This is a genomic window from Actinopolymorpha alba DSM 45243 (assembly GCF_000373925.1).
Lineage (GTDB): Bacteria > Actinomycetota > Actinomycetes > Propionibacteriales > Actinopolymorphaceae > Actinopolymorpha > Actinopolymorpha alba.
Genome location: NZ_KB892742.1, coordinates 17523 through 43336 on the forward strand (window position 1 = coordinate 17523; position 25814 = coordinate 43336).

A 25814-nucleotide genomic window follows, 5' to 3' on the forward strand; every position below is an offset into this window, starting at 1 on the left:
CCCCTTGATCGCTTACCTTGATCGCTTTCCAGGGGACTCCGCGATCAAACGTCGGCGGACACAGATGGCCCTATGCCGGACATCAACGCAGGAGCAGACTGCCGCATACCAGGACGAGCCCGACGATCTGGTGCCCGTTCTCAGCGAGCACCACACGCATGGTTTCCCCTCAGGACGTGGTCTGTGCCGCGAACATCCAGCGGTGTTTCTCGAGCTTGCGCAGGAGCTCGATCACCACGTCCTGACTTACCTGGTCGATCTCGTCGAGCGGGCCGAGTGCCTGCCGGCCCCGGCTGATGGTGGCGTCGATCTGGTCGACGATGGCGCTCACCACTTTGTCGTCGCCGAGGAATCCCTGGTCGAACTCCGGCAGGTTCGTGGTGGTGGCCACGGCGGCAGGCCGGCCGTCGACCGGGACGTCCAGCGCGATCAGGCGTTCGGCCACGTCGTCGGCGCAGTCGCGTACGTCGTCGACCAGGGTGTCCAGTTGCTCATGCACCTGGGTGAAATGCCGGCCCTGCACGTGCCAGTGTGCCTGCTTGGCGTTGAGGGAGAGGGCGATCAGGTCGACGAGTACCGGTTGGAGAAGCCGGCCGACGTCCTTACCGGGTACGGGGATCGGCGGCGTGTGGGCGTTCACTCAAGACCCCTCCTCTCGGGGTTCGGGGGTGAGGGTCCAACCAGGAACCCCTACCCCCGAAGCCCGCAGGCATTCCTCCCAAGGGTCACTGGCCGCCGAGGCCGGTGGTGGCAACACCGCGGACGATCTGCCGCTGGAAGAAGACGAAGACGACAAGCAGGGGCAGAGCGGCGAGCACCGCGGCCGCGGAGTTCTGGGCGTACTGCAGGCCGTATCCGCTGCGTACGTTGGCGAGACCGACCGGCAGCGTCATGAGGTCGGGGTTGTTGGTCACGATGAACGGCCAGAGGAAGTTGTTCCAGGCGCCGATGAAGAGGAAGATCGACACCGCCGCGAGCACTGGGCGGGACAACGGCAGGATGATCGACCAGAAGATCCGCAGTGGTCCGGCGCCGTCCATCCGGGCGGATTCCTCCAGTTCACGAGGAATTCCGTCGAAGAACTTCTTGAGGATATAGACGATCACCGGGTGGACCAGCTGGGGGAGGATCACGCCCCAATAGGTGTCCACCAGATCGAATGACGCCATCTGGCGAAAGAGTGGGACGATCAGCAGTTGCCCCGGAACCATGATGGACGCCAGAGTGATGGCGAGCAGTAGCTTGCGTCCCCTGAAGGCCATCCGTGAGAAGCCGTACGCCGCCAGCGCGCAGATCAGGACGCTGAGCACGGTCACGGCGACCGCTACCACCACGCTGTTGGTGAACCACACAACGAGATTTCCCTGCCCGAGTACGCGGCGGTAGGCCTCGAGGGTGAAACCGCCCTCGGGCATGATCTGCACGGGCACCCGTACCGCGTCCTGCTCGGACTTGAACGACGTGAGGATGTTCCACAGGAACGGCACGAGCCACGCCGCGGCGAGCAGGACCAGCGATATCAGGCCGAGCACGCGCCAGGGAGTCAGGCGGCGGGGCGAACTCCCCGCCCAGGTCTGGGACGAGCTCCGCGCGCGGGAATTCGAGGAAACCTGCGGCAGCGTTTCTGCGGTCATGAAGTCTCTCTCCTTTTGCCTCAGTCGCTACCGCGTGAGAACAGTTTGAGCTGGCCCAGGGACAGGATGACGATGACGGCGAACACCAGGTAGGAGATCGCGGCCGCGTACCCCAGGCGGAATCCGGAGAAGCCCACGTCGTAGACGTACAACAGCACTGGTCGCGTGCTGCCGTTCGGCCCGCCACGGGTCAGGAGGTAGATCTGGTCGAACACCTTGAGCGACGCGATGAGCTGGAGCACCGCGATCAGGCCGGTGATCCGGCCGAGCATGGGCAGGGTGATCGACCACATCGACCGCCACGCGCCCGCACCGTCGATGGCGGCCGCTTCGTACAGATGCTGGGGGATGTCCTGCAGTGCGGCGAGGTAGAGCAGGTAGTTGAAGCCGAGCGTCCACCACACCGTGGTGACCGCCACCGAGAGCATCGCGTACCGCTCGTCCTGCAACCACGGAACGCGATCCAGGCCGATCGCCTCCATCGCGGCGTTCAACAGCCCGAAGTCGGCGTGGTACATCCAGCCCCAGAAGATCGTCACCACCGTGACCGGCAGGAGGAACGGCGCGAAGAACGACATGCGGTAAAGCCATTGCCCGGGAAATCCGAGGTTGGTGAGCAGGGCGGCACCGAGCGGGATCACGACCATCGGCAGGGTCGTAATCAAGGTGAAGAGCACGGTGTGCCACAGGGTCCGCCAGACCTCGGGGTCCCCGAACGCCTCGACGTAGTTGCCGAAACCGACGAAGCTCGCCGGCCGGCCGTTGAGGCTCGCGTCCGTGAAACCCATAACGAAGCCGGAGATGATCGGCCAGACGAGGAATATCGCGAACACCAGGAGGAACGGCACCACGAACAACACGCCTGAATGCCACAGGCGGGTGGTCCAGGGGGCGCGGCCGCCTCCTGCCGCCGGGATTTCCTGCTCGAGAGCAGCGCTTGTCATGCTGGATCCTTCACGCGTCGAGTCCCGGGTGGGCCGGAAGCGGGGTTCTACAGCGGGCTGGGAGATTCGATCTGTTGCCGGGTTTGGCTGATCACCTCGTCGACCGCCTGTTCTGAGGTCATCTGCTTCAATAGCGCGGACTGGAATATCTGGCTGATCCGGTCGTCATAAGGGGTTCCGGCGCCGGCGAACCACGCATTTGGTCCGAGGAAGAGATTGTTCGCCGCGTCCTGGTAATGCGACTGCGGCACAAGCTTGCGGTATCCCTCGGAATCGCGTACCGGCTTGTAGGCGGGCACGTGACCGGCGGTGGCCCAGATGTTCCCGGCCTTCACCATGTGCGCGACGAACCTGTACGCGGCCTGACGTCCGGCCTCGTTGACGTTCTTCTGGTACGGCAGGACGAAGCAGTGGGAGTCGGAGAACGCGCCGGGAAGGTCGAAGATCTTGGGGAACGCCGCCGCGTCCAAGGGAATGTCGGTGTCGCGCAGGGTGGCAAGACTCCAGGTGCCCCCGAAGAGAATGCCGGATCGCTTGGAAACGAAGGTGGCGTACTGATCGGAGCCGTCCACGGTCGGTGAGACGGTGCCGTCGTGGACCTTCTTCATGAACTCCAGCGTCGAAACCGCGATGTCCCGGTCGAACTTCAGACCCGAGCTGTCGCGACTTCGTGGGATGTCGATGGTCCCGCCGGCCTGGCCGTAGAAAGTCCAGAACGTGCGGAGCGTTCCCCCTTGGGAATAGCCGAAGCCGTTGCTGACCTTCGCAAGCTCGCGCCCGGCCTCGAGATAGCGGTCGGGGGTGTCGAGCCCGGTGAGACGGCCGTTGCTGTCGAGCAGGCCGACCTTGCCGCAGTAGTCAGTGTTGTAGAACGCGAGCAGGGGATGGCTGTCCAGGGGAATGGCGACGACCCCGGCGTCAAGTGAAGCGCGGTCCCACAGGTCGGGGTTGAAGTCGGCCTCGTTGAGACCGAGGTCGCTGAGCGCGTCGAGGTCGAACGGCGCGAGCAGGTTGCCTTCGCCAAGCGCGGGCACCCTCGACATGTGGGCGATCGCGACCTCGGGAGCCCGCCCACCAGCGGACGACATCGCGAGCTTCGTGTAATAGGGCTGTCCCCATGACAGGGTGACCGGCCGGAAGTCGACGTCAGGATTGTCGCGTCTGTAGCCGCTGTACATCTCCTGCAGGATGGGGTATTCGCCGCCCTCGAAGAGGTTCCAGAACCTCACCAGGGTGCCGCTTCCGGTCACCAGCGGCTGTGCACACGAACTCAGCACGCCAGCGGCGAGGAGTGCGCTCCCACCTGTCAGAGCGCCCTTCAGAAAGGCCCGCCGGCTGTGGCCGGTGCCCTGCGCGGCCATGGACGCGCGGTCGGCGGCGGCGTGGCGGGACGGGTTCGGCGGCATTCGTTGCCCTCTCTTTGGTGCACACAGCGGGGGTGGTGACTAAGGAGTGGACCGCGCGTTCGAAATACCGAACGACGTCTGTGATGTCGTAGGGGGAAACCGTAGGGGTGGGCGGTTTCGGCGTCAACATCGACGTAACGAACATGGTTGGTCGGGGCCTCGAGAACGTTCCCGATGGCCGGTAGTGGTCAGGGCCGCGAGCGGTCCCGGAGTCGGCCCATCGACGAATTCCAGCTCCCCGGCGGAGTCGCGGGACATGTCGAGGATGCGGTATTTCGTCCGTCCAGAATGGACGAGTGAAGTGCATTAACCGAGCCTTCAGTCCGTTAGCCCGTGAATGGCAAGGGAATCCGCTGACCGGGTTTTTCGGGTGCCGAAAAGCCGGCTCGATAATGTCAGGCGGCGACTAGTCTCGCTGGTTGTGACCATGCAGTTGCCGGCCCGGGCACGACTTGCCAGGTCGGTTTCCCGTGGGGTCGCGGCACTTTCGCGCGCGACCGGCCGCGGCGACGGCTCGGTGATCGGTGGGCGGATTGGAATGGTGATCGATCCGGATCTGCTCGCTCACCTGGCGGCGCGGCGGCAGATCGCGCTGATCTCCGGCACCAACGGCAAGACCACAACCACGCGGTTGACCGCGGTCGCCGTCGGGGTTCTCGGGCCAGTCGCCAGCAATTCTCTTGGTGCGAACCTTCCGACCGGACACGCCTCCGCACTGGCCAAGGCGGGTGCCACGGCGCACGCCATCCTGGAGGTCGACGAGCACTACCTGCCGCATGTACTCGCCGCGACCCAGCCCCGAGTTGTCGCGCTCCTCAACCTCACGCGCGACCAGCTTGACCGCGCGAAGGAGGTGGCGATGCTCGCCAGGCTGTGGCGGGACACATTGCGCGGTCAGCCCATCCACGTGGTTGCCAATGCCGATGACCCGATGGTGGTGTGGGCCGCGTCCAGCACCGAACGGGTCAGTTGGGTCGCCGCCGGGCAACGGTGGTTCGACGATTCGTGGGTGTGCCCTGAATGCGGCGGCTCGATCCGCCGGGAGCGCCGGAACGGCTCGGTCGACTGGTGCTGCACCACGTGCGCGTTGCGCCGGCCAACGCCGCACTGGACGCTGCACGGTAACGCTGTCGTGGATCCGCGCGGTATGTGCCACGACGTCAAGCTGAGCTTGCCAGGTGAGATCAACGTCGCCAACGCGGCCATGGCACTCGCGGTGGCCGCGGAGTTTGGCGTACGCCCGGAGGACGCGGTGCCCCGAATCGCTGAGATCACCTCTGTGGCCGGGAGATACACCATCGTGGAACGCGCCGGCCGGGCGATCCGGCTTTTCCTTGCCAAGAACCCCGCCGGGTGGCTGGAAGCGTTCGACATGGTGGACCCCGCGCCGATCCTGCTGGTCATCAATGCCCGCCAGCCCGATGGCTTTGACACGTCCTGGTTGTTCGACGTGGATTTCGCTCCGCTGCGCGGTCGACCCGTGCTGATCACCGGCGAGCGGGCGTACGACCTGGGCGTCCGCCTCAAGGTCAACGGGGTGGCGTTCACACATGTCCCGTCGTTTGCCGAAGCCGTCATGGCAACCCCACCCGGACGGCTGGAAGTGATTGCCAACTACAGCGCCTTCCAGAAGATCAGAGTGGAGTTGGACCGTGCGGAATGAAAGTGCCCTGCGGATCGTCTGGGTCTATCCGGACCTGCTCTCGACGTACGGCGACCGGGGAAACCTGCTGATCCTGGCCCATCGGGCGAGCCTGCGAGGGCTGGCCGTGGAGAGTGTGGAAGTCCGCTCCGACCAGAACCTCCCAGCAGAGGCTGACATCTATCTACTCGCCGGCGGTGAGGACGCGCCGCAGGTCCTTGCGGCACAGCGCCTGGCCGCCGACGGAGGGCTCCGGCTTGCGGCTGAACGTGGTGCGGTGATCCTCGCGGTCTGCGCGGGATACCAACTGGTCGGGGGATCGTTCGTGGCGAACGCGCGCATGTACGCCGGGCTTTCCCTTCTCGACATACGGTCGGACCGTGGGCTGACCCGAGCCGTCGGGGAACTCGCTGGTGAGGTGGATGTCAACCTCGGCTTGCCGATGCTGACCGGGTTTGAGAACCACGGCGGACGCAGCATCCTGGGGCCGGAGGCCAGGCCCCTCGCGCGGGTGGTGGTCGGTGTCGGAAACGACGGACGTACGGAAGGCGCATGGGCGGGCCACCTCATTGGTACGTACGCCCACGGGCCGGTGTTGTCGCGCAACCCTGCCTTGGCGGACCTCCTGCTGAGATGGGCGACCGGCATCGAGTTCCTCGCCCCCGTGGACGACACCTGGCATGAACGGCTACGCGCCGAACGCCTCGCCGCTGTCAAGGCCGCTTAGGTAGCAGTTCGGGACCGCGATGCCCCGTGCCGCCCGCGCCGGATCGCCGGACTGATCGCCTTGTGGATAAGAGGTTCTGGGCCCTGCGAGGTGAGCGGTTCGTCGTTATACTGGCACACATGTTCGATCACGGGGTTGTTGATGTGTCGGCGTTGGCTGAGGCTGCGCCGGGTCCTGAGCTTGCCGCCACGCTGGCGGCGATCGATTTGAATGCTGTGAATGGCTATGCGCGGGTTGTGGTGATGCGGGCGTGGCAGCGTCAGGGTGTCGTGGGCGTCGTGCCGCATGTATGAGGCGATGTCCTACGTGGCGCGGTCACCGATGGGTGGCGAGGACGCGCCACCAGAGTTGATGGATACCTGCAGCGAGTTCGCCTCTGTCGAGATCGGTGCGGCGTTGACGTTGGCGCCGGGTTCGGCCGATCGTGAGCTGTGTTTGGCGCTTGACCTCACCGCCCGCCTCCCAGGGACGCGGGCGGCGCTTGAGGCGGGCTGGATTGATGTGGCCAAGGCGCGGGAGATTGCCTCCGAGACGAGTTGCCTGTCCGATGAGCTTGCCCGCGAGGCCGAGGAGTGGATCCTCCCCAAAGCTTCGGGGTTGACCAGGCAGCAGATCGAGCGCCGGTTGAAGGCGAAGGTGGTGTCGCTGGATCCGGTGGGTGCGGAAGAACGCCGGAAGGCAGCCAAACGCGAACGCCGCATCAAGTTCAGCGCCGGTGTGAACGGGGTCGCGAGTATCTTCGGCTATGACCTACCGCTGGAGAGAGTCGTCCAAGCGAAGGCATTCATCAAGGAGATGAGTGAGCATCTCAAGGCCGGTGGGGATGACCGCTGGCTCGACGAAATCGAAGTCGACGTCTTCCTCGACCTGCTGTGCGGTCGGCATCTGGACACGGGCGGCATGGCAGTCAAGGTCGAACTTGTCGCCCCACTCGACACCTGGCTCAACGCCGCCGGACAGGTCGGCCGGACGGATGAGGGCACTGCCGGCGGTCAGGCTGACGAGGATGCTGGCGATGCCGGGTTTGAGCCGGGTGATCTGAAGGACTTCGGACCTGTCTCGCCTGAGGTGATTGCGGACATCATGAGGGCGGCCGAGGCGGGGTTCGAGTACTGCTGGACAGTCACCGCTGATGGGGTGGTCGTCTACCACCAGCGCAGCGCCTACCGGCCAACGAAGAAGCAGCGGGAGTTCGTGCAGGCGAGGGACCGCACCTGCCGCCACCCCGGCTGCGAGCGGGTAGCGGAGAAGTGCGAAGCAGACCACACCTTCGAACACCGCAATGGCGGGACCACCTGCGCCTGCAACCTGACGATGCTGTGCAAGCGCCACCACCGCGCCAAGCATGAGGGCGGCTGGTGGTGGACCCGCCAAGAGCCAGGAACCATGCGAGCACAAAGCCCACTCGGACACGCCTACGACGTGGACCCCGACCCCCTGCCAGGCGGCCGAATCCCACAACAGGCAAACCCCGACCAGCGGCCGGGTCGCCGCACCGTCGCGGCGTACATCACCGGAGTCGCGAAGAATGCTGGCGCCCACCCGGGCAAAGCTGCGTGCCCCGCGCAGGAAGACGAGCCCATACCTTTCTGAAGCATGGCGGCCGCACGAATTCTGGGCAGACGTCCTGAGTTGAACCAACCTGTTTCCTGTGGTGAGGTTGCGGTCATGTCTGTGACGAGGCCACCGGGCGCGGAGATGCCCACACTGACGATGCTCTGGGAGAGCGAAGACCCGCAGGCGGCCCTGACTCGGCGGTTCGGGTTTACGGGCGTCGACCAGGCGACTGAATGGCTCGCCACCATCCTGGCTCGTCACTGGGACCTCGAGCTGAAATCCTGCGACCGCCTGGTGATCAGCGCCGGCAACGCGCTCGCATGGGTGACCACTGACCGGTGTCAGATGGTCGTCAAGTGGTCGGTCGTGGCGAGGTTCTATCCACGGTTGGCTGAGCACGCACGACTCACCGCCTGGCTCGGCGAGCGTGGCCTGCCGGTGTCGTCGCCGGTCCCGTCACGGGACGGTCACCCGCAAGTCGAGGTTGACGGGGTGTCGATCGGTCTGCAGGAAGTGGTCGACGGCGTCCACCTTGACGTTGACGACGCGGAGCAGGTCCGCATGGCCGGCAAGGTCCTCGCCCACCTGCACACGGCGATGGTCGACTATCCGGACGCCGACCGCATCGCCGCGCTGTCGGGACGACCGAGCCCAGAATCCTTGAACGGCAGGATCGCCCAGAGCCTCGAATCTTTCACCCACGAGCGGCTCCAGGAAGCCACGAAGGTTCTCCGTGAAGCTCTCCACGCGTTGAGATCGGCACCGCCCCTGACCGCACAGCTCATCCACAATGACTTCCGATCGGCCAACATTCTCTGCAGAGACGGAAGGATCGCCGCGGTGCTGGACTTCGAGGAGGTCGCCGTCGACCACCGCGTCTTCGACCTGGCCCGCAGCGCCGTCCTGCTCGGAACGCGGTTCAGAAACTGGGGACCGGTAGCTCCAGAGACTCATGAGACCCTCGTGGCCGGCTACCAGTCGATCCGTCCCCTATCGCCCACCGAGGAAGCCTGGTTGAGAGTCCTCATCCTGTGGCGGACCATGCAGGCCGTCCCGGGTGGGGATGACCCAGCCGGTTGGATCGGGTCCGTCGAACGGCTTGCTGAGGCTAGCCTGTGACGAAACGTACGTCGTGCAGACGTACGTAGGTCGTGACGGAGGTGACGCGTGCGGCTTTCCGGTACGTTCGCGGTGGTCACCGGAGCGTCCAGCGGGATCGGCCAGGCAGTGGCCGAACGCCTTGCCAGCATGGGCTGCCAGCTCCTCCTCGTCGGTCGTAATCCCGACCGGCTCCACGAGGTTGCCCGGAGGACCGGAGGCGAGCCGGTCGTTGCGGACCTGGAAAACCCCGACGCACTCGCCGACTTGGCGGCCAGGCTCGCCAAGCTCCAGCCAGCTCCCGACCTGCTGATCAACAACGCCGGCATCGGTCGGGTGGGATCGGTGTCAGAGCCGGACGGTCACCACTTCGAACGGCTGCTTGCCGTCAATCTCCGGGCGCCGGTGACGCTCACGCAGGCGGTGCTTCCGGCCATGCTCGAACGCGGTCGCGGACATCTGGTCTTCGTCAGCTCCATCGCCGCCATGCTGGGCGTCGCGCGGGAGGCGGGCTATGCGGCCGGCAAGGCGGGCTTGCACGTCTTCGCCGCGAGCGTCCACGCCGAGGTGGCTCAAGCCGGCATCGGTGTGACCACCGTGGTGCCGGGCATCGTCGACACCGACTTCTTCGCAAGGCGAGGAACGCCTTATCCCCGGCGATTTCCGCGCCCGCTGCCGCCGGCCAGGATCGCGGACGCACTGATCAAGGCGGTCGAACGCGAACGCGTCGAGGTGATCGTTCCGCGCTGGCTCCGCGTTCCGGTTGCCCTTCGCGCGCTCGCCCCCACGACGTACGCACGCCTGGCCGGCCGCTGGGGTTAGTGCCCGCCGATCGCCCGGAGTGACTGGCGGAGGGAGCCGAGCGTCGCGAACACTGCGGTGGGCTCATAGCCGCAGTGCGCCATGCAGTTGGCACACCGCGGATCCTTGCCACGGCCGTACGCCGACCAGTCGGTTTCCTCGATGAGCTCCCGGTAGGTCTGGGCGTACCCATCGCTCATGAGGTAGCACGGCCGCTGCCACCCGAAGAGCGAGTAGCTCGGGATTCCCCAAGCGGTACAGGCGAAATCGGCCTTTCCTTCGAGGAAGTCGAGGAACAGCGGCGAATGGTTGAGTCGCCAGCGCTTGCGGTTGCCGCCCGCGAACGCCTTACGGAACAGCTCCCGGGTTTCGGTGACGCCGAGGAAGTGTTCCTGGTCGGGTGCCTTCTCGTAGGCGTACGCGGGCGAGATCATCATCTGGTCGACGCCCAGGTCGTCGTTGAGGAAGTTGAGGACGTCGATGACGTTCTGCGCGCTGTCGTTGGTGAAGAACGTCGTGTTCGTCGTCACCCGGAAGCCACGCTCCTTGAGGAAGTGGACGGCGGCGACCGCCTCGTCGAAGACGCCTTCCTTGTCGACGGATTCGTCGTGGCGCTCGCGAAGGCCGTCGATGTGCACGGCGAACGCGAAGAACCTCGACGGCTTGAAGTCGAACCTGTCCCACCACTTACGGAGCAGGACCGCGTTGGTGCACAAGAAAACGTACTTCTTGCGGGCCACGAGTTCGTTGACCAGCTTGTCGATCTCGGGGTGCATCAAGGGCTCGCCACCGGCGATGGACACCATCGGCGCACCGCACTCCTCCATTGCCGCGACGGCCTGATCCACCGGCATCCGCCGCCGGAGCTCGTCGGCCGGGTGCTGGATCTTGCCGCACCCCACGCAGGCGAGGTTGCAGGCGAAGAGGGGTTCGAGTTCGACCAGCAACGGAAACTTCTCGCGGCCACGAAGGCGTTGAGTGACCAGATAACGGGCGATACGCAGGCTCTGCCGTAAGGGCATGCTCATGACTACCGCACCTCCTTCGGCAGGGTGAAACGGATGTCCTCGCGGGTGACCTCACGTTCGTAAAGGTCAACCGGGCCAAGGCCACGAAGCGCCTGGACCACCTCGTCGACGAGCGAGGTCGGTGCGGAGGCCCCTGCGGTCACCGCGACGGTGGCCGCGCCGGCGAGCCAGTCCAGGTCGATTTCGGACGCGTCGTCGATCAGGTGGGCGGGGGTGCCCATCCGGGTGGCGGTTTCGACGAGACGGTTGGAGTTGGAGGAGTTGCGGGAGCCGACCACCAGCACCACGTCGGCCTCATGGGCGACCGACCGGAGGGCGTGCTGGCGGTTCGTGGTGGCGTAGCAGATGTCGTCGGATCCAGGCGCCTGGAGGTTCGGGAACCGCTCATGGAGCGCGTGGAGGATCTCGTCGACCTCGTCAACGGCGAGCGTGGTCTGGACGAGGTAGGAAACGTGGTTCGCGTCTGGTACGTCGACGCTGCGGGCCGCCTCCAGATCCTCGACCAGAACCATGCTCTCGGCGCGTTCGCCCATCGTGCCTTCGGTTTCCTCATGCCCGGCGTGGCCGATGAAGAGCACGGTGTCGCCCCGGTCTGCGAACCGTCGCGCCTCGCTGTGCACCTTCGCGACCAGCGGGCAGGTGGCGTCGACGACCGCCAACCCCCGGTCGTCTGCCTCGGCCCGCACCGAGGGCGCGACTCCGTGCGCGGAGAAGACGACGGTGGCCCCGTCGGGTACCTGATCGAGCTCGTCCACGAACACCGCCCCACGCGCCTCGAGCCCCCGGACGACGTGGGCGTTGTGCACGATCTGCTTGCGGACGTAGACCGGCGCGCCCCGCTGGTCGAGCACCCGCTCCACGATGTCGATGGCCCGCTCGACGCCGGCACAGAACGACCGGGGCGAGGCGAGCAGCACCCGGCGGGGCCGGACCGCGCCGCCCCAGTAGGCGAGTGCCGGGCTGATCGTCGCGAGGGTGCGAAGGGCGGTGCGCAGGTGCCCGACGGTGGCAGGACGCAGTATCGGCCGGGTCGCCGGATCCGCGATCACGCGTACGCAGGCCGGGGTACCACCGTCAGCGGACGGGCCCAGCAGCCAGGCCGACTCCATGTCGACCGCCAGCGCACCGGTCCGGTGAAGCTCCGCGCGTTCCTGACCCGTGACGAGATGGTCCGTGCTCACCACCGGGCCGGTGACGACCCGCTGGCCCGACCGCCGGAGCGCCGCGGCCAGCAGGGGAGCGCTCGGGCACGGGATCACCCGGTCGGTGCCACGTTCGCCGTGCCGGCGTACCTCGGTGGCCACGACGACGTCGCCTGGCGCGAGCTCCGGATCCAGCGCCCCCGCGATCCCGGCGACGGCCACGGCTCCCGCGGCAAGCAGTTCGGTCGACGTGGCAGCGGCCTCCGATCGTCGCCGGCCGGCACCGGTACGCCGGACAACCGCCGGCCCGAGCCCACGGCGAAGGCTCCTCGCCTCCAGGTGGGTCGGCGCACACACGAGGTACGAAAGCGGCATCGCTACCTCCCCAGCAGGCGACCGACGGCGCTGATCGGAAACACCAGGCGATAGAGGTGGTAGTTGATGTAGAAGTCGCCGGGAAAGCCGGTGCCGGTGAACTCCGGCTCGTCCCATCCACCGTCCGCGCGTTGCGACTCCACGAGCCACGAGACCGCCCGCCACGCCGCCTCGGAGTCCGCTTCGCCGGCCGCGTGCAGGGCGAGCAGTGCCCAGGCGGTCTGCGACGCGGTGGAGGTGCCGACCCCGACGTGGGCCGGATCGTCGTACGACCGGAGGTCCTCACCCCATCCGCCGTCGGCGTTCTGGTGTTTGTCCAGCCACGCCACCGCCCGGCGGATCGCCCGGTGCTGGGGACCAAGACCCGCCGCGACCAGGGCGGGCACCACAGCGCCGGTGCCGTACACGTGGTTGGCGCCCCACCGACCGAACCACGACCCGTCCGGCTCCTGCTCGGTGAGCAGCCACCGCACCGCGCGCCGGATCGCCGGCTCCTCGGCCAGTCCCTCGTGCGCGAACATCTCCACGATGTGGGCGGTGACGTCGGCGCTGGGTGGGTCGATCACCGCGCCGAAGTCGCAGAACGGCAGCTGGTAGGCGAGTTCGCGGGTGTTGTCGGCATCGAACGCACCCCAGCCGCCGTTCCTGGACTGCATTCCCCGCACCCAAGCGAGCGCCCGGCCCACCGCGTCGTCCACCTCGGGTTTGGCGGCGGTGCGGCGCAACCCGAGGACCACCTCGGCGGTGTCGTCGGTGTCGGGGTAGCCGTCGTTGTCGAACTCGAACGCCCACCCGCCGGGCGGGGTGTCCGGCCGCCGGACCGCCCAGTCGCCGCGTACCCGGATCTCCTCGTCGAGCAGCCAGTCGCGGGCCCGCACCATCACGGGATCGTCGGGTGCGACGCCCGCGTCCCCCAACGCCACCAGCGCAAGCGCGGTGTCCCAGACCGGGGACTGGCAGGCCTCGATCCGGCGCGACCCGTCCTCCCGGAGGGTGAAGCGTTCCCAGCCGCGCAGCCCGGTCGCGAGGACCGGATGGTCGAGCGGGTATCCGAGCGCGTGCAGAGCCATCAGCGAGTAGACCCAGGGTGGTTGGATGCCGCCCCAGGACCCGTCGGCCTCCTGCCGGGCGATGATCCACTCGGCGGCCCGGCGCAGCGCGGCGCGGCGTAGCGGCCGGAAGGCGATGCGTTCGTACCCGTGCAACAGCGTGTCGAGCCGCTGGAACGCGCCCTTCCACGTGGTGGCGGGCGCCTGTGGTGGCGTCGCCGCACCGGTCCGGAGCTCCACTGTGCTCACGCCGAGCGGGCGGCGTGGCCGGAGCGCGCCGAGGATAGTGAGGGGAACGACGGTCTGCCGCGCCCAGCAGGCCCAGTCGTACACGTTGAACGGCACCCAGGACGGCAGGAAGATCAGCTCGGGCGGCATCGCGGGGACGTCGTTCCAGCTCCACTCCCCGAACAACGCCAGCCAGAGCCGGGTGAAGACCCGGGTGCGTTCCAACCCGCCGCCCGCAAGGATGAATTGACGCGCCTCCTCCAGGTGGGGGGAGTCGGGGTCGTCGCCGGCCAGCCGCAAGGCGATGTACGCCTCCACCGTCGTCGACAGGTCGCCCGGCCCGAACGCGAAGTTCGCCCACGACCCGTCGTCGCGTTGCTGGCTACGGATCCAGCGGGCAGTCTCCTGGGTCTCGGCGTCTGTGCGGATCCCGAGGAACTGCCGCATCAGCAGGTCCTCGGCGTCCATCGTGACGTTCGTCTGGAGTTCGCCCTTCCACCACCCGTCGGGGTTCTGCAGGTCGCGCAGGTGGTCGATGGCGAGGTCGAGGGTGGCGTTGGCGAGGTCACGGAGTTCTTCGCGAGTGCTGTGGTCGGCTGTCGTCGTCATCATCGATCCCGTCCGCGTACCTGATAGGCGGTGGAGGTGAGGCCGGCGCGGACCTCGGCCGGCAGCGGGAGTGGGGCGAGCGCGGCGACGCCGGCGGCGATCTGCCGGTCGACTTCCGCCTCGGTCCACCCGCGACCGCCCGACTCCTCGACCAGGGCAGCGGCCTCGGCGAGTTCGGTGTCGGCCAGGGGTTCGGCCTGGACGTAGAGCGCGCGCAGCCGTTCACCCGCGGCCGACCTCGACGTCAGCGCCACCACCACGGGGGCGGTCTTCTTGCGGGCCCGGACGTCTGACAACACCGGCTTGCCGGTGACCGCCGGATCGCCCCAGATCCCCAGGAGGTCGTCGGTGAGCTGGAACGCCATCCCGAGGTGGTGGCCGAACGTCGCCAGCCCGCTCGTCAATGTCGCCGGGGCGCCCGCGAGCACCGAGCCCAGGGAGGCCGAGCACGCCAGCAGCGCCGCCGTCTTGTCGGCCGCCATCGTGAGGCACTCCTCGAGCGTCACGTCGTCGCGTTTCTCGAACGACACGTCCGCGCTCTGGCCCGCGATCAGTCGACGCACTGTGGCGCTGAGCCGGGCGACGGCGGGAGCCACGGTCACGGTGCCCACCTCGCCGAGCACCTCGTTGGCGAGCGCGAGCAGGGCGTCACCGGCGAGGATCGCGTCCGCGACACCGAACCGCGCCCAGACCGTCGCCCGGTGCCGGCGTTCGGTGTCCTTGTCGATCACGTCGTCGTGCAGGAGCGAGAAGTTGTGGACGAGTTCGCAGGCGACTGCCGCGGGGACGCCCTCCTCAGCGGGTACGCCGGCGGCGAGCGCCGACAGTACGGCCAGCGTCGGCCGGAGGCCCTTGCCGCTCGCACTCGCCTCGGGCCGGCCGTTGGCATCCCAGAAGCCGAGGTGGTAGCCGCAGGCCCGGCGGGTACCAGCGTCGAGGCGGTCGATGGCCGCGCGCATGGCGGGCCTGACCAGGCGGCGGATGTCGGTACTCGGGTTCTGCGTCGGGGTCAACGTCATGGCGTGGCCTCTTCGATAGGTCGCGACACCCGGGTGAAGGAGTCGATGTCGATCGCGTCCGCCGCCAGGAGGCCACTGCGCACAGCGCCCTCCATCGTGTCCGGCCAGCCGGTGCCGGTCCACGCTCCGGCGAGGGCCAGGCCGGGCAGGCGGGTCCGGGCGGGTGGCCGGAGCGCTGCCGTTCCCGGGACCTGTCGGAAGGTCGCATGGGGTTCGCGGGTCACGAACGACTGCAGCAGCCGCGCTTGCCGAGCCTTCGGGAACAGCGTGGCGAGGGCGCCGGCGTAGGCGTGGCGGATCTCGTCCGCCGGTCGGTCGGCGAGCCCGTCCGCGGCCGAGATCGACACCACGAGGTACTGCCCGTGCTCGACCGAGGCGGCCCGGGTCCGGTCGAAGATCCACTGCACGGGGGTGTCCAGCCCGGCGGCGTACGGCAGGTCCGTCACCGGGCGGTCGTACACCACGTGGACATTGACGATGGGCGAGGAGCCGAGCCCCGCCCAGCGGTCGCGGTCGGGTGCGGCCGTGGCGGGGACCAGTTGCGTGGCGGCCTGGTGGGGTACGGCGACGACCACCGCGTCGGCGGTGAGCTCGCCGGTCCTGGTGTGGAGGACGAAGCCCGGTCCGGCCGGCCCGGACCCGCCGGATGGTTCGGCCTGCTCGACCTGCTCGGTCGGCTCGATGCTGAGCACCTTTGCCTTGGTGTGGACGCGCACGCCGAGCCGGGCCAGCAGCCGCGCGGCGGGCTCCGCGTGCAGCTCGCGAAGGGGTACGCCGGGGATCCCGATGTCGGCGGCGTCGGGTCGCTCCAGCAGAGCGGTCCGGAAGACCCGGGCGGCCAGGGCCAGCGACGCCTGGTCGGGCGGGAGGTTGAGGGCCGCCACCGTGATGAGACCCCAGAGACGTTCGACGGCCCGATCGGACTGGCCCTGGGCACGGAGCCAGGCACCGAACGTCGTCCGGTCGGACACCGGGTCGTCGGGATCCACGGAACGCAACGCCAGCGCCGCGGTCCCTGCCCGGAGCCGATGGCTGAGGCCCAGCGGCCGGTAGCCGGCGAGGGCTCCCGCGAGATGCAGCGGCGCGGGTCCGCGGCGGCCGCGTCGTAGCCGGGCCTGCCGCCCACCGGCGTACAGCACGGGGATCTCGAACCGCTCCTGGATCGGGGCGAGCGCGCTCACGCCCATCCGGTCCAGCAGGTCGCGGTAGGACTCGTAGCAGCGCAGGAAGACATGCTGCCCGGTGTCGGCGAGGAGACCGCCCCGGGGAAAGGAGTACGTCGCCCCGCCCAGGTGAGGTCGGGCCTCGACCAGAGTCACCCGCGCGCCACGATCCGCGAGGCGTACGGCGGCCGCGATACCGGCGAGGCCGCCACCGACCACGACGACGGCCGGGCCCCTCACGCGACGCCCCGGGTGAGAGCGCGGGCGGCGACGGCGAGTTTCTGCTTGCCCGGCAGGGAGAGCCGCTGGTGGCGGACCGCGTCGGGGTCGGCCCGGATCTGTCCGAGGAGGCGGTGGTAGATCCCGGCCATCGCGGCGGTGCAGGCCCGGCTGCGCCGGTCGAGCAGAGGTAGCAGCGTGAGCCCCCGGGCGTACCAGGTTTCCGCGCGCTCGGCTTCGAACCGCACCAGGTCGGCGAACCGTTCCGACTCGGCGAGGTCCCCGTCGGGTGCGAGCTCGATCCGGCAGCCGAACCGGTCAAGGTCCTCCTGCGGAAGGTAGGTCCGGCCGCGCTGCCGGTCCTCCCGGAGGTCGCGCAGGATGTTGGTGAGCTGCAGGGCGATGCCGAGCGTGTCGGCGAGCGGCGCCGCGGTGGCCTGGTCGGGCGGGTTGAAGACCCCCAGGGACAGCCGGCCGACCGAACCAGCGACGCAGCGGCAGTACCACACGAGGTCGTCGAAGGTCTTGTAGCGGCGGCCCACAACGTCGGCCTCGCACCCGTCGATGAGTTCGTCGAAAGCCGGGAGCGGGATGGGGAATCTCTGCGCGGCGTCCGCGAGCGCGGTGAGGACGAAATCGTCCTCGAGGTCGGCAGCCGGATGGCCGGCCTCGACGCACGCCCTGAGCCGGTGGAGTTGGCGGCGTACGCCGGCGAGCCGGGTCAGCTTGTCGGACGCGGGCAGGTCGCCGTCGCCGAGGTCGTCGATCCGGCGGGCCATCGCGTACACCGCTGACAGCGCCCGCCGTTTGGGTGGCGGCAGCAGCCGGATGCCGTAGGAGAAGTTGCGCGCCTCCCGGCGGGTGATCTCCTCGCACGCGCGGTACGCCTGTCCGGCGATCATCCCCACCCCCTGAGCGCACTCCAGAACCACGCGCCGGCAATGTGGCGCGATGTGGGCTTCGGTACCCGTTGCAGCGGGTCGTAGTCCCCCCGCCTGATCGCGGCGAGGGCCGCCCGGCCGCCCGCGACGTATCCCGACACGGCGAGCCGCGCCCAACCGGACAGCGTGGGGAGCAGGGGTACGCCGGAGTCGAGCCAGGCCTCGGCCCGCTGGCACTCGAACGCGATCAGTGCGCGCAGGGCCGGCGTCGCGCGGGTCCGACCGAGGTCCTCCTCCGCCACCCCGAAGCTGTGGAGGTCCGCCTGCGGCAGGTAGATGCGACCGCGCTGGTAGTCCTCGGCGACGTCCTGCCAGTGCTCGACCAGCTGGAGTGCCGTACAGATCCGGTTGGACAGGGCCAACCGCTCGGTGGTCGCCCGGCCGAAGACGTGCAGGACGAGCTCGCCCACCGGGTCGGCGGACAGGCCGCAGTATCCGACCAATGCGTCGAACGTCGGGTAGCGGGTGACCCGCTGGTCCTGGCGGTTGGCCTCGATCAGGCGCAGCAGGGGACCGGCCGGTATCCGGCGCCGGGCGACCGTGGACGCGAGGCCCGCGACCACGGGATCCCGCACCGACCGCGGGTCGCCGTCGTAGAGGGTGCGGACCTCGCGCTCGAACTCCTCGAGTGCGCCGAGCCGGTCGCCGCTCGCTTCATCACCAAGATCGTCGACGTGACGGGCGTACCTGTAAATCGCGTGCAGGTCCTCGCGGGTGCGAGCGGGCAACACTCGCAGCGCGACCGGAAAGTTCTCACCGCTGGCCTTGATGAGCGGGTCGTCTTCCAGGACACCCACGGCTCGCCTCCAGTGTGCGATCCCATGGCGCCCGCGAAACCCTATCGGGTCACGAGCTATTTGCGACCTTCAGCTTAGATCTGATCGCGGTCCTGAGTGTTGGTAATGTCGCGAGAAACCTGGTCAAGAAATCGTTCCGAAATCTCTCGAAGAAGGCCCTCGGAGACGTTTAGCGCGGTCGCGACCTCGCGTAGCTCCTCCAGGTGGGTCGGCGCCATCTCCTCGATGCACTGGCGACCACGCGGAGTGAGTTGAAGCCGGACTATCCGATGATCGGCGGGATCGGGATATCTGCTGACCAGACCCATCGCCTCCACCCGGGCGACCAGCTCGACCGCGCTGTGATGGCGGACCAGGAGGTATTCGGCCACCTCGCGGATACTCGGCGGCGTGGGATTCGGATAGCCGCGAAGGATCAGCAGAAGTTGATGTTGCTGGGACGTCAGTCCGACCCGGGACGCGCTTTCGGCACTGCGCAGCAGGAAGCGCCGCAGCGCATAACGGAAAACGAATAAGCTGCGAAACTGCTCGTCGGTGAGGCGATCCATGGCGTCAGGTCCGGTAGCCGGCCGCTCCAAAGCACCGGTGCGGTGGCCTTCATGGTAGGCGTGCGGCGTCCCCTTTACACGAGGTGCGGGACACTAGCCGTCTGGTTTCGTACGCCGGAATCGAAGGTCGCGCAGGCTTTCCCGGAGTTCGGCGAGTGCGGGCACCCGCAGGAGCAGCAGCACCCCGAGATAGGACGCGAGGCAGGCCGTCCCGATCGCCCCGAGCGCCAGCAATGCATCGCCGGCGTGGTGGACCGGAAGTTCCTTGAGCAGCACCCAGCCGCAGCCGGCGGACACGGCGGCGGCGATGCCGACGGCAAGGGTCGTGCGGAGCATTGGAAGCAGCCCGACCGCCTGGTGCCGCCGGGCGGTGAGCAGGCTCAGCACGACCGCGGCGAGGACGACCGAGAGGGACGTCGACAACGCCAGGCCGCCCACACCCCACCACCGCCCGAGCGTGAGGTCGCCGACCACGTTGACCACCATCGCGGCGAGCGCGGTGAGGACCGGTGTACGGCTGTCGCCCACCGCGAGGCAGGTGCGGGCCGCCACTTCGCGGACGGCGAGGGCGACGAGCGAGATGGAGTACATCGCCACCGCCAACGAGGTCAGCTCCACGTCCCGGCTGTCGAAGTTTCCGCGCGCGAAAAGGAGGACGACGATCGGCCGGGCCGCGACCGCCAGCACGATGACGACGGGGCTGATGAGGACGAGCACCACGCCCAGGACGCGATCTGTCGCCTGCCGTAGCTCCGCCCGGCGTTCTGGCGTACCCAGCGCACTGAACGCGGGAAACAGCGCGGTGGTGAACGCGGTCACCACCACGACCTCGGCGAGCGTGACGACCCGCCAGCCGTAGCTGAGCGACGAAATGGTGCCCGGGCCCTGCGACGACCCGACGGCCCGGTCCACCATGGTGTTGACGTTGAGGATGGCGCTGCCGACGAGCAGTGGCGGCACCATCGCCACGACTTCCCGGAAGCCCGGATCCCGCACCCGGAACGACGGGCGCAGCCGGAGCCCGATCTGGCGGACCGCCGGCAGCTGCGCGAGGAGCCTGACGGCGGAGCCGACCACGAACCCCACGGCCAGCGTGATCACACCGAACTGACCGCCGAGCGTCACGGTCACGACGATCATGACCACGTTGAACGGGATGCCCTGCACACCCGACCAGAAGAACCGGCCGTGCGCCTGCGCCGCGCCGGCGAGGAGGTTCGTCCCCGCGATGAACACCGTGGCGACCAGGACGATCCGGGTCATGGTGACCGCCAGCCGTTGGGTCGCCGGGTCGAAGCCCGGAGCCAGGATGTCCGCCACCGTGTCGGCGGCGACGAACATCACGACCGACGCGACCACCAGCACCGCGGTGGTGACGGTCAGGGCGACCCGCACGGTGCGGTGCCCCTCGTCAACCCGCCCGGAGTCCACCGCTCGCGAGACCGGAGGCACCAGCGAGCGCGCCATCGCGCCGGTGATCAGGCCGAGGACGACGTTCATCAGGCCCTGCGCGACCAGGAAGGCGTCCACGTCCGAGCCGGCACCGAAGACGGCTGCCATGGACGCGTCCCGGGCGAACCCCAGCACCTGACTGAACGCGGTGAGCCCCACGAGCAGGGCGGACGAACGGACGATGGCCGCCCGCCGGCCGCCGCGTACGTTCGGGGCGGGTGATTTCGGGCTAGCGGGCGGGCCGGACGCGGTGCGCAAGGACGATCCCCTTCTTAGTGGGTCGGTCTGCCGGGAGGGCGGGCGCGAGCGGGATGACGATGGTGAACCTGGCGCCCTGGTCGGGCACCGAATCGAGTACGACGGTGCCGCCGTGGGCCTCGGCGATGGCGGCCACGATCGCGAGGCCGAGCCCTGACCCCTCGCCGTTGGCCGCGCCGCGTTCGAACCGCCCGAAGATGCGCCGGCTGTCCTGGGGGTGGACACCCGGGCCGCGGTCGCGCACCCACAGCCGGACCGTGCCGGCGGACCGGTCGACGCTCGAACCGAGCCAGATGGTGTCGGCGGGGTCGGTGACCTTCACGGCGTTGTGGGCCAGCTGGAGCAGCGCCTGCGTCAGCCGCTGGGCGTCGGCCATCACCACGATGTCGGTGCGCGCCTCGACCTTCCAGCTCCGGGCGCCGAGCATCCGCGCCTTGCGGGTCACCTCGTCGACGAGCTGTCCGACACCGACCGGTGCGGGGCGCAGGAAGTTCGGGGCGTCGGCTCGGGCGAGCATGGTGAGGTCGTCGACGAGCCGGCTCATCCGGTCGAGCTCACCAAGAATCAACACCCGCGTTTCGGCCACCTCGGCGCGGCTGCTCGCGTCGAGGAGTTCGAGGTGCCCCCGCATGACGGTGATGGGAGTCCGCAGCTCGTGCCCGGTGTCGTCGAGGAACTGGCGCTGGAGGGTGCCGGATCGTCCAGTTGTCTGGGCGGCAAGCGCGGGTTCGATCACCCGGCCGGCCACGAACCACCCGATGGTGGCGACTGGGAGGAGTCCGGTGAGGGCGACCAGGCCGTAGATGACAACGATGTCGTCGATCTCTCTGCGAGCGTGCCGGAGTATGGCGGGCACGAGACGTTCCAGCGTGATGACCCGTTCGCCGGTCCGCGGATCGACTTCGTGCACCTCCAGTTCGCGGAACTCCGCGATCTCCTGGCTGATCGACTCACCCGGGTCGAAGATGAACCGAACTCGCTCGATCAGGTACGCGGTGGTTCCGGCGAAGGTCATTCCCACCAGGGCGAGCAGGACCATGCATCCGAGGATTCGTGCTCGCGCGGAGCGTTGGGTACCTGACACGGCGCGAGCCCGACGCGTCGCAGTCGTCGGAGTCACCCCCCGTCCACCCGACTCACGATGTGAGTAGCCGCCCTCATTATCTGGGGAATCTCGCGATGACGCGTACGAATCGCGATTATCGTCGGCTCAACGTCCAGTCGAAAATGTGCGACACATGAGGACGCTAATAAATCTTGGTCGCGGCCAGTAGGAGGTGTGGGGATGGCGCATATTCTCATCGCCGAGGATGATCCCGGGATCTCCGCCCTGATCGAGAAAGGCCTGCGTCTGAATGGCCTCACGAGCACCGCGGTGTCAGATGGCGCGGCAGCCCTGGAGCAGGCCGCGAAGGGCGAGTTCGATCTCCTCCTGCTCGATGTCGGACTCCCGGGCCTCGATGGGTTCACTGTGCTACGCCGGCTGCGGGAGTCGGGCCATCCAATTCCGGTGATCATGGTGACCGCGAGGCATTCGGTGGCCGACACGGTGGCCGGCCTTGACGGCGGGGCGGACGACTACCTGAGCAAACCGTTCCGCGTCGAGGAGTTGCTGGCGAGGGTACGCCGGCGGCTTCGAGCTGGGCACGCCGCGGCCGAGGTGGCCTTCGTACGCCATGATGATCTGTGCCTCGACCTGCGGGCCCGCCAAATTACTGTCAATGGTCGGGTCGCCGATCTCACCGCCCGGGAATTCCGGCTCGTCGAGATATTTCTGCGCTATCCCGGTGAGGTGCTTTCCCGGGAATGGCTTCTCGCCCAGGTCTGGGGCTACGACTTTGACCCCGGGTCAAATGTGGTCGACGTTTATGTGCGCTATCTGCGTCGCAAAATTGGGTCCAGGCGTATCGAGACTGTCCGGGGACATGGCTACCGGCTCGTCTCCGGCTTTTCCTGCGATTAGGAAGCTCTCATTCCGCAGGCGTGTTGTCTGGCCCTATCCAATATGGAGACGGTAACTCGATTCGGTCGTAGGTGAAGCCGGGGGTGTCGTCCCATGTCAATTGTTGCTCCTCGTCAATGGACGAAAATCGTTATTGACGGACACTCATATCTGCGGCTCCCGCTGCACACCCGATGGCTTGAGGATGGCGACGATCTGGCCGCGGTGCTGCTGGATTTCGCCACCGGCCGGGAGACCGGCGACACGGTGGTAATCAGCGAGAAGGTCGCTCTGCTGCTGGAGGGCCACAGCGTCCCCATGGACTCGATCCACACCGGCTGGCAGGCCCGGCTCCTGGCCCGCTTCGTCCGGCCGCGGACGGAGTCGCGTGGGCTGTCGATTCCGGAGAAGATGCAGTACGTCCTTGACACGGTGGGGCGTCCGCGGGTCTGGCTCGCGGCGGCGGTCACCGCGGCGACCCGGCCGTTCCGGGTGCGCGGGCTCTTCTACCGGATCGCGGGCAGCCTGGCCCGCGACATCGACGGAGGCCGACCGCCGTACGAAGACCGGCTCTTCCCGCCGTTCGAGGTGGGCGATGCCACCAGGCTCTGCGACCGGCTCGAACGCCTCCTCGACACGGGCGTCGCGATCGTCGACATCAATGACTTCGGTGGTTCGATCCGGGCGGTCTCCACCAGGTCTCTTCCGGCGGCGACGTTGTCGGCGGTGCTCGCCGACAACCCCCTTCGTCAGCGGCTGACTGGCACGCCGTTCGCGATCATCCGGCCGACCTGAGCACGGCGCGGCCTTGTTGGTGGGTGGGCCCGCCCGGGCCCACCCACCAGGTGCGTCCCGGTCTGCCTACGAGAGCCGGGACGTGTCAGGGCGCGCGGCCGCGGCGTTCGGTTGCGGCCGGAGGCGCGGGCGGGGTGCCGCTCGGCCTTCGGCTGCCGGCGCCAGGTCGATACTGCCGTCGATCACCTGCTTGGCGAGGGTGGCAAGCCGCATCTGGTGCCGCCGGGCGTGCCCGCGGAGCACCGTGAAGGCCTCCTCGAGCCCGAGGTTGCGGCGTACCGAAAGGATGCCCTTCGCCTGCTCGATGACCAGCCGGCTGTCGAGTGCCCGCTGGAGCTGGTGGGCAAGGATGTCGGCCTGCTGCTGCCGGCGTTCTCGGAGAACGCTGATCGTCGCGACCTTGACAAGCGTGTCGGCCCGGCGGGCGTCGGCCTCGTCCAGCTGACCGGGCTGGGAGAGGTAGACCTCCGCGGCACCGATCGTCTGGTCGTGGTGGCGCAGCGGCCACGCGTGCACCGAACGCACGTCGGCGGCCCGCGCCCGCGCTGCGAATCGCTGCCAGGAGTCCGGCGCGGACTCGAGGTCCGGGCATGACACCGGAAGGCTGGAGCGATAGCAGTCTGGTGCGGGACCGCTGCCGTCCACCAGGTCGAGGGGTTCGGCCGGGCGGATATCCGGTGACGTTGCCGCGACCAGCGAGAGCTGGCCGTGGTCGTCAGCCATCAGGACGCTGGCGCCCGCGGCGCCGAGGATGTCGACACAGTGATGTGCGAACGTACGCAGGAAATCCGCGACGTCGAACGGTGTGGTGAGTGTGTCCGCCAGTTCGACGATCGCCTTTGTCAGGCGTTCGTCGCGTGACATCGCAACTCCCATGTTCCAACCCCCATAGTGATCCTCACAGAGCTCCCCACTCCGGATAACGCAGACCGGTAGGGACTCTCGACGACATTCGCGCGAACGCGTGATCGCAGATAGCCGCCTCCATACCCAGCGGTCCGACGTTTCATCCATTGGTCCAATTTCTTGACCCTGTGGCCGGCTTTACACCGTGCCCCTCCCCGGCCGACGAACACTACCGGAATGAACAGCCTGTGTGGAACGAATGTGGAACAACTCGCTCGTTCGGCAAAGATCCGCTAGGGACTTCGTTGACTCCGCAATGGTCGAAGGGAGGGCTGGCCATGACCGAAGGCGGTACCGCACGCCTGGTCTGTCCCGAAATGTGTCGGTCCTCTGGCCGGCGGGGGTGATGAGACGCCAGACTCTGCCGTGCCCGCGGGGCGTGCACGACCTCCGCGGGCACGGCACACAAACCTGGAGAGGAGTCGCCTTGGCGCTGGTGAGAGGGATCGACGTGTCGCGGTACCAGACCGTGACGTCGTGGCGGTCGGTGAAGAACGCTGGTTATGGCTTCGCCCTCATCAAGGCGACCGAGCGGGACAACTACCTCTCACCCACCTTTCGTGGCTATTCCCGCGATGCGAGATCGGCCGGGCTGCTGGCCGGCTCCTATCACTTCGCCAGGCCGGCCCGCTCCACCGCCGCCGCGCAGGCGAGGTGGTACGTGCGGCAGCTGCGGGCCGCCGGATTTCGTTCTGGTACCGACCTGCCGCCCGTACTCGACATCGAGGACGCCGGCGGCCGGAGCAGATCCGCACTGACGCAGTGGTGCCTGGCCTTCTGTCGCGAGGTCGACCAACTGCTCGGGCTCGCGAGCCAGTGGTCGCGGTGCGGTATCTACTGCAACCGCGACTTCTACCGCAACCGCCTCGACGGGCCGCGGGTCCACGACGGCCGCTGGTGGTGGCTCGCCTACTGGCCGGAGCGGCAGGAGCAACCCCGCGACGAGGACGAGCTGCCGGCCGGTGCGGCGATCTGGCAGTGGACCGACCGGGGCCGCGTGCCCGGCGTACGGGAGAACACCGACCTCAACGTCACGCGCGCCGCCGACGTACGCAGCCTCGCACCCGCCTTCTTTGGAGAGGACGACATGCCGACTTTCCGCCACTACGGGCTTGGCCAAGATTTTCCTATCCCGCCGGTGAACGCGGAGGGCGTGCCGTCCCCCAGGGCCCTGAACTTCCACGTCGAATGGGCCGACCCCGCGCCCACGGCCCACGGTGTCGGCGGGTCTTCCTACGTACGCAAGTCCAGCGACGGCTGGACCAGCCACGAGTTGTCGGGTGTCCGTATCGAGGGCATGAAGCCCGGCGACCAGTACCAACTGCAGTTGGTGATTGTCGACCCCGGCGGTGAGGAAATCCTCTGGAGCGCCGTCCTTCACGAGGCCCGGGCGACGGCAGGAGATGAGCACGCCTCGGTGGTTCGTACGCTGCGGAGCAGGGTTGGCCAGCGAGTTCGTTGGCGATTCATCTACTTCGGACACCAAACTTCCGTCAAAGTCGCCCGCGCGGAGTGGGTTATCAAGGAGTACTGA

Annotated in this window: 24 protein-coding genes; 9 read left to right on the plus strand and 15 right to left on the minus strand. The window is 68.1% G+C overall.

Features of this window, described 5'->3' with window-relative positions; all coding sequences use genetic code 11:
• Positions 1-169 precede the first annotated feature (169 nt).
• The 4 genes from B141_RS0109055 to B141_RS0109070 form a co-directional block, all read right to left on the minus strand.
• Positions 170-640 carry a Dps family protein gene (locus tag B141_RS0109055; RefSeq protein ID WP_020574838.1) on the minus strand — a complete coding sequence of 157 codons (471 nt, stop codon included), beginning with the start codon at positions 638-640 and terminating at the stop codon, positions 170-172.
• Between the two features lie 85 nt (positions 641-725).
• Entirely contained in the window at positions 726-1634 is a 909-nt protein-coding gene (locus tag B141_RS0109060) for a carbohydrate ABC transporter permease (protein ID WP_020574839.1), read from the minus strand.
• Between the two features lie 20 nt (positions 1635-1654).
• Positions 1655-2578 (minus strand): carbohydrate ABC transporter permease, encoded by a 924-nt coding sequence (locus B141_RS0109065; RefSeq protein WP_020574840.1) that lies wholly within the window; start codon positions 2576-2578, stop codon positions 1655-1657.
• 47 nt (positions 2579-2625) lie between these two features.
• Positions 2626-3984: an extracellular solute-binding protein gene (locus B141_RS0109070; RefSeq protein ID WP_020574841.1), complete on the minus strand. Its 1359-nt coding sequence runs from the start codon at positions 3982-3984 to the stop codon at positions 2626-2628.
• Between the two features lie 427 nt (positions 3985-4411).
• Here B141_RS0109070 and B141_RS0109075 point away from each other — a divergent pair, with 427 nt between their 5' ends.
• The 6 genes from B141_RS0109075 to B141_RS0109100 all read left to right on the plus strand — a co-directional run bounded on the left by B141_RS0109075 (position 4412) and on the right by B141_RS0109100 (position 9830).
• Positions 4412-5647 carry a Mur ligase family protein gene (locus tag B141_RS0109075; protein ID WP_202805715.1) on the plus strand — a complete coding sequence of 412 codons (1236 nt, stop codon included), beginning with the start codon at positions 4412-4414 and terminating at the stop codon, positions 5645-5647.
• Positions 5637-6353: a type 1 glutamine amidotransferase gene (locus tag B141_RS0109080; RefSeq protein ID WP_020574843.1), complete on the plus strand. Its 717-nt coding sequence runs from the start codon at positions 5637-5639 to the stop codon at positions 6351-6353. The genes B141_RS0109075 and B141_RS0109080 overlap by 11 nt, the downstream gene beginning before the upstream one ends.
• A 119-nt stretch (positions 6354-6472) precedes the next feature.
• Positions 6473-6646, plus strand: a complete 174-nt coding sequence (locus tag B141_RS51345) for a hypothetical protein (protein ID WP_237742657.1) — start codon at positions 6473-6475, stop codon at positions 6644-6646.
• A 4-nt stretch (positions 6647-6650) separates the two neighbouring features.
• Positions 6651-7946 carry an HNH endonuclease signature motif containing protein gene (locus tag B141_RS0109090; RefSeq protein WP_084678199.1) on the plus strand — a complete coding sequence of 432 codons (1296 nt, stop codon included), beginning with the start codon at positions 6651-6653 and terminating at the stop codon, positions 7944-7946.
• A gap of 75 nt (positions 7947-8021) precedes the next feature.
• Positions 8022-9029 carry a phosphotransferase gene (locus B141_RS39705; RefSeq protein ID WP_040420807.1) on the plus strand — a complete coding sequence of 336 codons (1008 nt, stop codon included), beginning with the start codon at positions 8022-8024 and terminating at the stop codon, positions 9027-9029.
• A gap of 48 nt (positions 9030-9077) precedes the next feature.
• Positions 9078-9830 carry an SDR family NAD(P)-dependent oxidoreductase gene (locus B141_RS0109100; RefSeq protein ID WP_020574847.1) on the plus strand — a complete coding sequence of 251 codons (753 nt, stop codon included), beginning with the start codon at positions 9078-9080 and terminating at the stop codon, positions 9828-9830.
• On the opposite strand, the gene hpnH is transcribed toward B141_RS0109100, so the two are convergent.
• From hpnH to B141_RS39725, 10 genes are all read right to left on the minus strand, one after another.
• Positions 9827-10837, minus strand: a complete 1011-nt coding sequence (gene hpnH, locus B141_RS0109105) for an adenosyl-hopene transferase HpnH (protein ID WP_020574848.1) — start codon at positions 10835-10837, stop codon at positions 9827-9829. The two genes, B141_RS0109100 and hpnH, sit on opposite strands and share 4 nt — an antisense overlap.
• 2 nt (positions 10838-10839) lie before the next feature.
• Positions 10840-12354 carry a 4-hydroxy-3-methylbut-2-enyl diphosphate reductase gene (gene ispH, locus B141_RS0109110; RefSeq protein WP_020574849.1) on the minus strand — a complete coding sequence of 505 codons (1515 nt, stop codon included), beginning with the start codon at positions 12352-12354 and terminating at the stop codon, positions 10840-10842.
• A 2-nt stretch (positions 12355-12356) separates the two neighbouring features.
• Positions 12357-14243, minus strand: coding sequence for a squalene--hopene cyclase (gene shc, locus B141_RS0109115; RefSeq protein ID WP_202805711.1), 1887 nt, complete (start codon positions 14241-14243; stop codon positions 12357-12359).
• Positions 14240-15259: a polyprenyl synthetase family protein gene (locus B141_RS0109120; RefSeq protein ID WP_020574851.1), complete on the minus strand. Its 1020-nt coding sequence runs from the start codon at positions 15257-15259 to the stop codon at positions 14240-14242. The genes shc and B141_RS0109120 overlap by 4 nt, the downstream gene beginning before the upstream one ends.
• Complete coding sequence (gene hpnE, locus B141_RS0109125) at positions 15256-16662, minus strand: hydroxysqualene dehydroxylase HpnE (protein WP_020574852.1); 1407 nt, start codon at positions 16660-16662, stop codon at positions 15256-15258. Before hpnE ends, B141_RS0109120 begins: the two co-directional genes overlap by 4 nt.
• The gene (gene hpnD, locus B141_RS0109130) at positions 16659-17543 is read right to left on the minus strand and encodes a presqualene diphosphate synthase HpnD (RefSeq protein WP_040420825.1); all 885 of its coding nucleotides are present in this window, start codon (positions 17541-17543) and stop codon (positions 16659-16661) included. The genes hpnE and hpnD overlap by 4 nt, the downstream gene beginning before the upstream one ends.
• On the minus strand, positions 17540-18379 hold the full coding sequence (hpnC, locus tag B141_RS39710) for a squalene synthase HpnC (protein ID WP_020574854.1): 840 nt from the start codon (positions 18377-18379) through the stop codon (positions 17540-17542). Before hpnC ends, hpnD begins: the two co-directional genes overlap by 4 nt.
• Positions 18380-18453: 74 nt before the next feature.
• Positions 18454-18927, minus strand: coding sequence for a MarR family winged helix-turn-helix transcriptional regulator (locus B141_RS39715; RefSeq protein ID WP_020574855.1), 474 nt, complete (start codon positions 18925-18927; stop codon positions 18454-18456).
• 93 nt (positions 18928-19020) lie between these two features.
• The gene (gene murJ / locus B141_RS39720) at positions 19021-20637 is read right to left on the minus strand and encodes a murein biosynthesis integral membrane protein MurJ (RefSeq protein WP_020574856.1); all 1617 of its coding nucleotides are present in this window, start codon (positions 20635-20637) and stop codon (positions 19021-19023) included.
• A complete protein-coding gene (locus B141_RS39725; protein WP_020574857.1) occupies positions 20609-21676 on the minus strand; it encodes a sensor histidine kinase in 1068 nt (355 codons plus the stop codon). The genes murJ and B141_RS39725 overlap by 29 nt, the downstream gene beginning before the upstream one ends.
• A 246-nt stretch (positions 21677-21922) precedes the next feature.
• On the opposite strand from B141_RS39725, the gene B141_RS0109155 reads away from it, so the two are divergent.
• Together B141_RS0109155 and B141_RS39730 are read left to right on the plus strand one after the other, a co-directional pair.
• Positions 21923-22600: a response regulator transcription factor gene (locus tag B141_RS0109155; RefSeq protein WP_020574858.1), complete on the plus strand. Its 678-nt coding sequence runs from the start codon at positions 21923-21925 to the stop codon at positions 22598-22600.
• 93 nt (positions 22601-22693) lie between these two features.
• A complete protein-coding gene (locus B141_RS39730; RefSeq protein WP_237742658.1) occupies positions 22694-23374 on the plus strand; it encodes a hypothetical protein in 681 nt (226 codons plus the stop codon).
• Positions 23375-23440: 66 nt separating this feature from the next.
• Here the strand turns inward: B141_RS39730 and B141_RS39735 are convergent, their stop codons facing one another.
• The gene (locus B141_RS39735) at positions 23441-24238 is read right to left on the minus strand and encodes a GAF and ANTAR domain-containing protein (protein ID WP_020574860.1); all 798 of its coding nucleotides are present in this window, start codon (positions 24236-24238) and stop codon (positions 23441-23443) included.
• 478 nt (positions 24239-24716) lie between these two features.
• On the opposite strand from B141_RS39735, the gene B141_RS45410 reads away from it, so the two are divergent.
• Positions 24717-25814: a glycoside hydrolase family 25 protein gene (locus tag B141_RS45410; protein WP_237742661.1), complete on the plus strand. Its 1098-nt coding sequence runs from the start codon at positions 24717-24719 to the stop codon at positions 25812-25814.